Genomic DNA, 5,443 nt, shown 5'->3' on the forward strand with positions numbered 1-5,443 from the left:
CAATCCAAATTGCTGATACAAAATACATTGCTTATGGTGGCGGTCCTGCTGCTAATAAACGATTTGTACATGTAGAGCTCTCTGAAACAAGTGACCCTATTAAATTTAAAAAATCCTATGAGAGATATGTGAAGCTACTAGCTAAGATTTTACGTGATAGAAACATTGATCCATCCATTGGATTGTGGACGCATAAAGACATTACGTATAAACTTGGTGGCACAGATCACGAAGATCCGATTGATTATCTTCGCAGTCATGGTGTATCAGAATCAAAGTTTCGTGCTGATGTATTAAAAGCATATAATGGAAATTCTATTTCAGTTGAAGCGAAACCAAAGCAACCAAGTGAAGTACCTGGTGTTATGAATGAAGCGGGAGTAGCGTATATTGATGGATACCATATAAACCTTCGTTCTGGTCCATCCACAATAAATAGTGTTATTCGTAAGTTACAAAAAGGTGAATCATATAAAGTCTGGGGTAAAGTAGGAAATTGGTTGAATCTTGGAGGAAATCAGTGGATTTATAACGATTCCTCATACATTCGCTATAAAGAAGAATGGTTATCTGTAGAAGGTAAACGTGTAGTTTCTAAAGTGAATGACTTACGATTCTATTCAAAGCCTTCCTGGTTAGATAGAGATGTTGCAGGAACTGTGGATGAAGGGTTAGGATTTACAATTGAGGCGAAAGTAGGTGTGGATGGTTCATCGCAATATAAAGTACATAATAGTAAAGGGGAGATATATTATGTAACAGCAAATTTAGTCTGTGTATATGTGAAATAGGAAAAAAGAAGAAGGGCTTCTTTGACACATTTAGTGAAAGGGCCCTTTTTAGAATTTTCTCCTGGCTTCTTTTCTATTATTTTAGAAAATCAAAGCATATTATTTTCAGTTATTGCTGCTTAGGGTAGTCAAATGTTATATGATATTTAGACACTATTTCAAAATTAGTTGTGTTTTTTATTTTTACTTTCATTCAATACACCGTCAGCTAGAAATTTAATACTTGCGCCTATACTAAGAGCGAATATTACTCCTCCTATTTTAGTCTGATAGAAATTAAATATAAATAATACAACAGAAAGTACAATACTTAAGATAGCGATTATATAATATTTATTCATAGACTGGCTCCTTTTATTGTAATTTTGAAAGAGTTTTATCTCGAATCTCATAGATATAATCACCTAGTTGATTTTTAAACTCTTCAATATGAGTAACAAATATTAAACTATTGCCTCTTTCAAGAAATTTAACTAAAATTTTATATATTTCTTGTTGAGAATTTTTATCAAGTGCTGTAAAAGGTTCATCTAATAATAGAAGATTAATATTACGACTAATCATAGAGATAAGAAAGAGTTTATATTTCATTCCCAAAGAATAAGTATGTACTTGATCATGTAAAGATTCTTGACTAAGTTCAAATAAATCACAGTACATTTTAACTTCTTGTAGGTAATTATCTTTATCTTTTATTCTCCACAACGAGCATATGTATTGAATATTTTCCCATCCCGTAAGTAAATCAAAAATTGGTGGGTTGTTAGGAATAAAAGCTGTATTTCTTTTGAACTCTAACAAATCAATTTCTTTTCGTTTCTTATAAATTTTCGTTTCAGTTCCTGTCATCATATAATTTAGCAACGTAGTTTTACCAGAACCATTTGCTCCAGTGATACAGTATGATTTTCCATCTTCAATGATTAAAGAGGATTCCTGTAATATTATTTTATTTTCAAATTGTAATCTCGGTACTTGAATCTTATATGCCAATACCTATACCCCCAAATAATTGAACCATATTTAAACTGATAACTATAATAAATAAAATGGATAAAATAATTTTTGAAAAATTCGTACTAAACCCTACTAATTTCGTAAATCCAACATACATCGCTATACAAACTAATCCAACACTTAGTAATGAGAATACTACAAAAATAAACTGTGGTAAATCTCCTCCAAAATTTATAATGGTTAGAAAATTTAATGCTTGTGTAATCAAAAAGATTGAAGTTCCTGATAATATTACACTATACATTTTTTTTATGGATAGATCCGGTTTATTCATTAGACCTATCAATGACCAAAACATTGTAAAAATAAAACATAGTATGAGTATAAATGGTGTTATAATTGCTGATATTAACACCACTATAGTTAACCAATCTTTGAATGCGTGAAAGGATTTGAAATTGTAAATAACTGTAGATAATAATGTGTTAAAAAATAATAAAGAAACAATATTAAATAAAACAACCTTTTTTTTTGTATTAAAAAATGAACTAGAATTATTTTCGTTTTCTTTCATAGAAATTCTCCTTTTAAAATGAACTATAGTAACCTTCAATTAAAGATGCTAATCCACAACATACCGATGCGATTACAATTACACTTCCTATTTCTAAATAGACTTTTTTCCAAGAAAAAGATACTGTTTTTATTTTTATTAGAATATAAATAGGTAAGTAAGTAATAGAAGACATTAAAAATATGGACAACAATTCGGGTAATGCGTGTGGTAAAAATCCAGTGAATATAGGGGACATCCCTGCACTTTTAAATATCGTATATAAAGTCTCACCAACTATTACACCGTTAAAAACTACAACAAAGAGGGAATAAACACCCCCTGTTAAAGTCCCTATAACTAAAATACTGAAAAGCACTAAAATATTATTATTAAAAACTGTAGATGTATCTAACTCTTTTGGTTGTAAATTAATAATTTGATCATTTGCAGAGAAGCATCCGTAAATAAACCCACTTAAAAATAATAATAATTGTAACAGGATTAAAAACTTCCAAGGAAAAATTATAAGTTTAGCTTTCATTTTTTCACAACCTTAACCATTTAGAGTCAAATTTTTTAATGTTATTGACAGCATATTTTTTTGAAACAAATATAAATGCTCCACTTATTAAAATATAAAAGATTACATAGGTAGAAAAAATGTAAAATATCACTTGTACTGGAATCTGCATAAATAATAAGAAATATAAAAAATATAATAATGGTAGAACTAATATTTTTCGTGGTATGGCTTGAATTTTATTAATAAGCTCCTCTTCTTCTGTGGATCCTACATCCATATAAGTAATATAGTCTGTTTTAATTAGAAATGTAGTAGCCCACATTTGAACGATAGGTACTAATATGAATGTAATACATATTATGATTATCCCGAAGATATATGTAATATTTATAAACATCATATATATAGTAACTAGCAACAAACATATTGTAGGAATAATCATTAAAGTATACATTAGTGAAATTTTACTTCTATATAATGGGTATATGCCTGTTCCAGAAAAACGAAATAGTACAATTTTTTCTCTCATTGCACCTAATAAAAATAATTGAGGGTACTCTGTTCTTAATTCAAAACAATGATTAAACATGATTAACAATAATAACGCCATAAATAGTAAATATTCTAAGGCATTATCATGTGAAGAGTGAAATAAGTTCACAAAAAGTCCCATATAAAATAAAGATTCATATGTAAAGAAAATCATTTGGAAGAATTTTGGTGAAATTAAAAACCTTTCTCTTTCCAATAATTTAATTTCAAATTCCAAAATCTCATCGTTAAATATTCTTCTATTAAATGATGAATATAGTTTTGAGAAATAATACAGTAAATCTTTTTTATTTTTCACTGAAACTATAAACCTATTTAGTAAAGGCTTACTTTTTATAGATAGCACAAGTGCTATACATAGCAATAAAATGAAACTCATATACGGTGAAAAAATGACATAATCACAAATTGACTTTAATACGAATAATGTTTTATTCATACTGTCTTGCAAGGGATTAATAATAGAATTAAAAAATTCTTGTGTAACTGTCTCTGCATAATCTTCATCCGTTAAAATCTTAGACGTAATAATACGTTCGCGTACTACATAAAATGGTTGTTTAAAAATATCTACTAGTTTGTAACCTAAGAAAAAAAAGAGGCATGAAAATACAGCATAAAATAAAAAGCGAATTGCTCCTATTGGCTTTTGAATTTTACTAATGAAATAGGAAGCGGAAATTTTGTTAAATAAAGTGAATATTAATATTAGTAGTAATATACAGTTTGTAAGTGAAAGAATTGTATATACGAATCCTTTTAAATACATGTTCAATATAAACAATAAAGATAGGCCACTAATATTTCCAAACAACGCCCATAGTAAAGAAGAAAACATGTTTAAATTGTAGACTTTCTCCATGGGAAACAGACTGTAGATGTATATGTCAGACTTTAATATTGCTGTTTCTTTATATGAAGTAATTGATTTTATAAAGCAAGAAATTATGAGAAAACCAACATTTGCATATAAAATATTCCACATATATTTCTCATTGAATAAAACGTTTGAAATATAAAACATAAAAATTCCTATGAATATTTTAAATAACATACTACAAAGAATTAAGTTTCTATTGGATACACGTTTAGTAAAAGAAAATCTATTTAATATTGCAGAATATTGAGTTGTAAATTTTAATTTAAAATCTATTGATAGAAGTTTTAATATATTCACAACTACCTCCATTGTTTCTTTATATTTAATGTAAGAAAGAGACTGAATAGTATTATCCAGTCTCTTTCTTAATTTAAAATAAATTAGTAAGCAATTGCAGCTTTCTTACCTTTTTCTTTAGCTAAATCCGTAAGGTATTTTCTAATACCTTGTGCTCCAGCTGCAGCAACAAGAGCTGCTCCACCTGTTCCAAGAGAACCGATTAAAGCAACAAGGGAAACACCCCAAGAGATATAGTCAAGCCATGCAAAGACTTGTGCGGCTGCTACAGTAGATAAATTGAACTCTTTTACTAAATTCATTTCAGGTAAAATGCCTAATAAGAATGCATATGAAGCCAATAAAGCACCACCTACTGCAAGTAAAGCACCAAAGCTAACTGCTCTTCCTTTAACTGAGTATGTCATAATATCGCCTCCTTCCAAAAGTAATCTTAATATATAATTTTAAATATTTCAATTTATTTTTTTATTCAAAATATGCATAAAAAACTTTTGTGAATTTTTAAAACATATTATATATAAAAATAACTATAGTGATGAGAATTATAAATGTAAATTAAATGAAAAATGTATTTATATTCATTTTTTAGAAAAAACAAAATATTTCATCCTGTCATTATTTTAAAGTTATGATATATTTAATTGTTAATAAAATTAAAATTTATTATTAAAAAGGAGACATATGATGCAATCAAATATTATTTCTACCCCAAAAAGAAAAAAGAAAGAGATTATTGTTGGGGTTATTGCACTAATTGTTATTGTAGCGGCAATTAATATTTTTGTTATGCAAGGTAAGAAGAAGGGTGCATCAACAAATGCTGATGCTGTAAGTTTTGAGAAAGTGACAGAGCGTAAGCTGAATAATACAAAGTTAATTTCTGG

At 27.9% G+C, this 5,443-nt stretch carries 7 protein-coding genes and 1 pseudogene; 2 read left to right on the plus strand and 6 right to left on the minus strand.

What is annotated here, in order from left to right; translation table 11 throughout:
• Positions 1 to 791 (plus strand): N-acetylmuramoyl-L-alanine amidase (locus ACQRBL_RS31775; protein WP_427736356.1); only part of this gene is annotated, 791 nt, incomplete at its 5' end.
• 164 nt (positions 792 to 955) lie between these two features.
• On the opposite strand, the gene ACQRBL_RS31780 is transcribed toward ACQRBL_RS31775, so the two are convergent.
• The 6 genes from ACQRBL_RS31780 to ACQRBL_RS31805 all read right to left on the minus strand — a co-directional run bounded on the left by ACQRBL_RS31780 (position 956) and on the right by ACQRBL_RS31805 (position 4,963).
• On the minus strand, positions 956 to 1,132 hold the full coding sequence (locus tag ACQRBL_RS31780; protein WP_169509503.1) for a hypothetical protein: 177 nt from the start codon (positions 1,130 to 1,132) through the stop codon (positions 956 to 958).
• 13 nt (positions 1,133 to 1,145) lie between these two features.
• On the minus strand, positions 1,146 to 1,784 hold the full coding sequence (locus ACQRBL_RS31785) for an ATP-binding cassette domain-containing protein (protein ID WP_065485808.1): 639 nt from the start codon (positions 1,782 to 1,784) through the stop codon (positions 1,146 to 1,148).
• A complete protein-coding gene (locus ACQRBL_RS31790; RefSeq protein WP_098487855.1) occupies positions 1,774 to 2,322 on the minus strand; it encodes a hypothetical protein in 549 nt (182 codons plus the stop codon). The genes ACQRBL_RS31785 and ACQRBL_RS31790 overlap by 11 nt, the downstream gene beginning before the upstream one ends.
• 13 nt (positions 2,323 to 2,335) lie before the next feature.
• Positions 2,336 to 2,845: a stage II sporulation protein M gene (locus tag ACQRBL_RS31795; RefSeq protein WP_098214556.1), complete on the minus strand. Its 510-nt coding sequence runs from the start codon at positions 2,843 to 2,845 to the stop codon at positions 2,336 to 2,338.
• A gap of 4 nt (positions 2,846 to 2,849) precedes the next feature.
• Entirely contained in the window at positions 2,850 to 4,556 is a 1,707-nt protein-coding gene (locus tag ACQRBL_RS31800) for a hypothetical protein (protein ID WP_098487854.1), read from the minus strand.
• 83 nt (positions 4,557 to 4,639) lie between these two features.
• A complete protein-coding gene (locus ACQRBL_RS31805) occupies positions 4,640 to 4,963 on the minus strand; it encodes a circular bacteriocin, circularin A/uberolysin family (RefSeq protein WP_006922886.1) in 324 nt (107 codons plus the stop codon).
• A 280-nt stretch (positions 4,964 to 5,243) separates the two neighbouring features.
• On the opposite strand from ACQRBL_RS31805, the pseudogene ACQRBL_RS31810 reads away from it, so the two are divergent.
• A pseudogene (locus tag ACQRBL_RS31810) lies at positions 5,244 to 5,443 on the plus strand (efflux transporter periplasmic adaptor subunit); the annotation flags it as partial.

Source organism: Bacillus sp. AF62 (genome assembly GCF_050312695.1).
GTDB lineage: Bacteria > Bacillota > Bacilli > Bacillales > Bacillaceae_G > Bacillus_A > Bacillus_A cereus.

Coding starts and splice junctions, on each gene's coding strand:
- ACQRBL_RS31780 (WP_169509503.1), bottom strand. CDS start 1,132: ATGAATAAATATTATATAATCGCTATCTTAAGTATTGTACTTTCTGTT.
- ACQRBL_RS31790 (WP_098487855.1), bottom strand. CDS start 2,322: ATGAAAGAAAACGAAAATAATTCTAGTTCATTTTTTAATACAAAAAAA.
- ACQRBL_RS31795 (WP_098214556.1), bottom strand. CDS start 2,845: ATGAAAGCTAAACTTATAATTTTTCCTTGGAAGTTTTTAATCCTGTTA.
- ACQRBL_RS31805 (WP_006922886.1), bottom strand. CDS start 4,963: ATGACATACTCAGTTAAAGGAAGAGCAGTTAGCTTTGGTGCTTTACTT.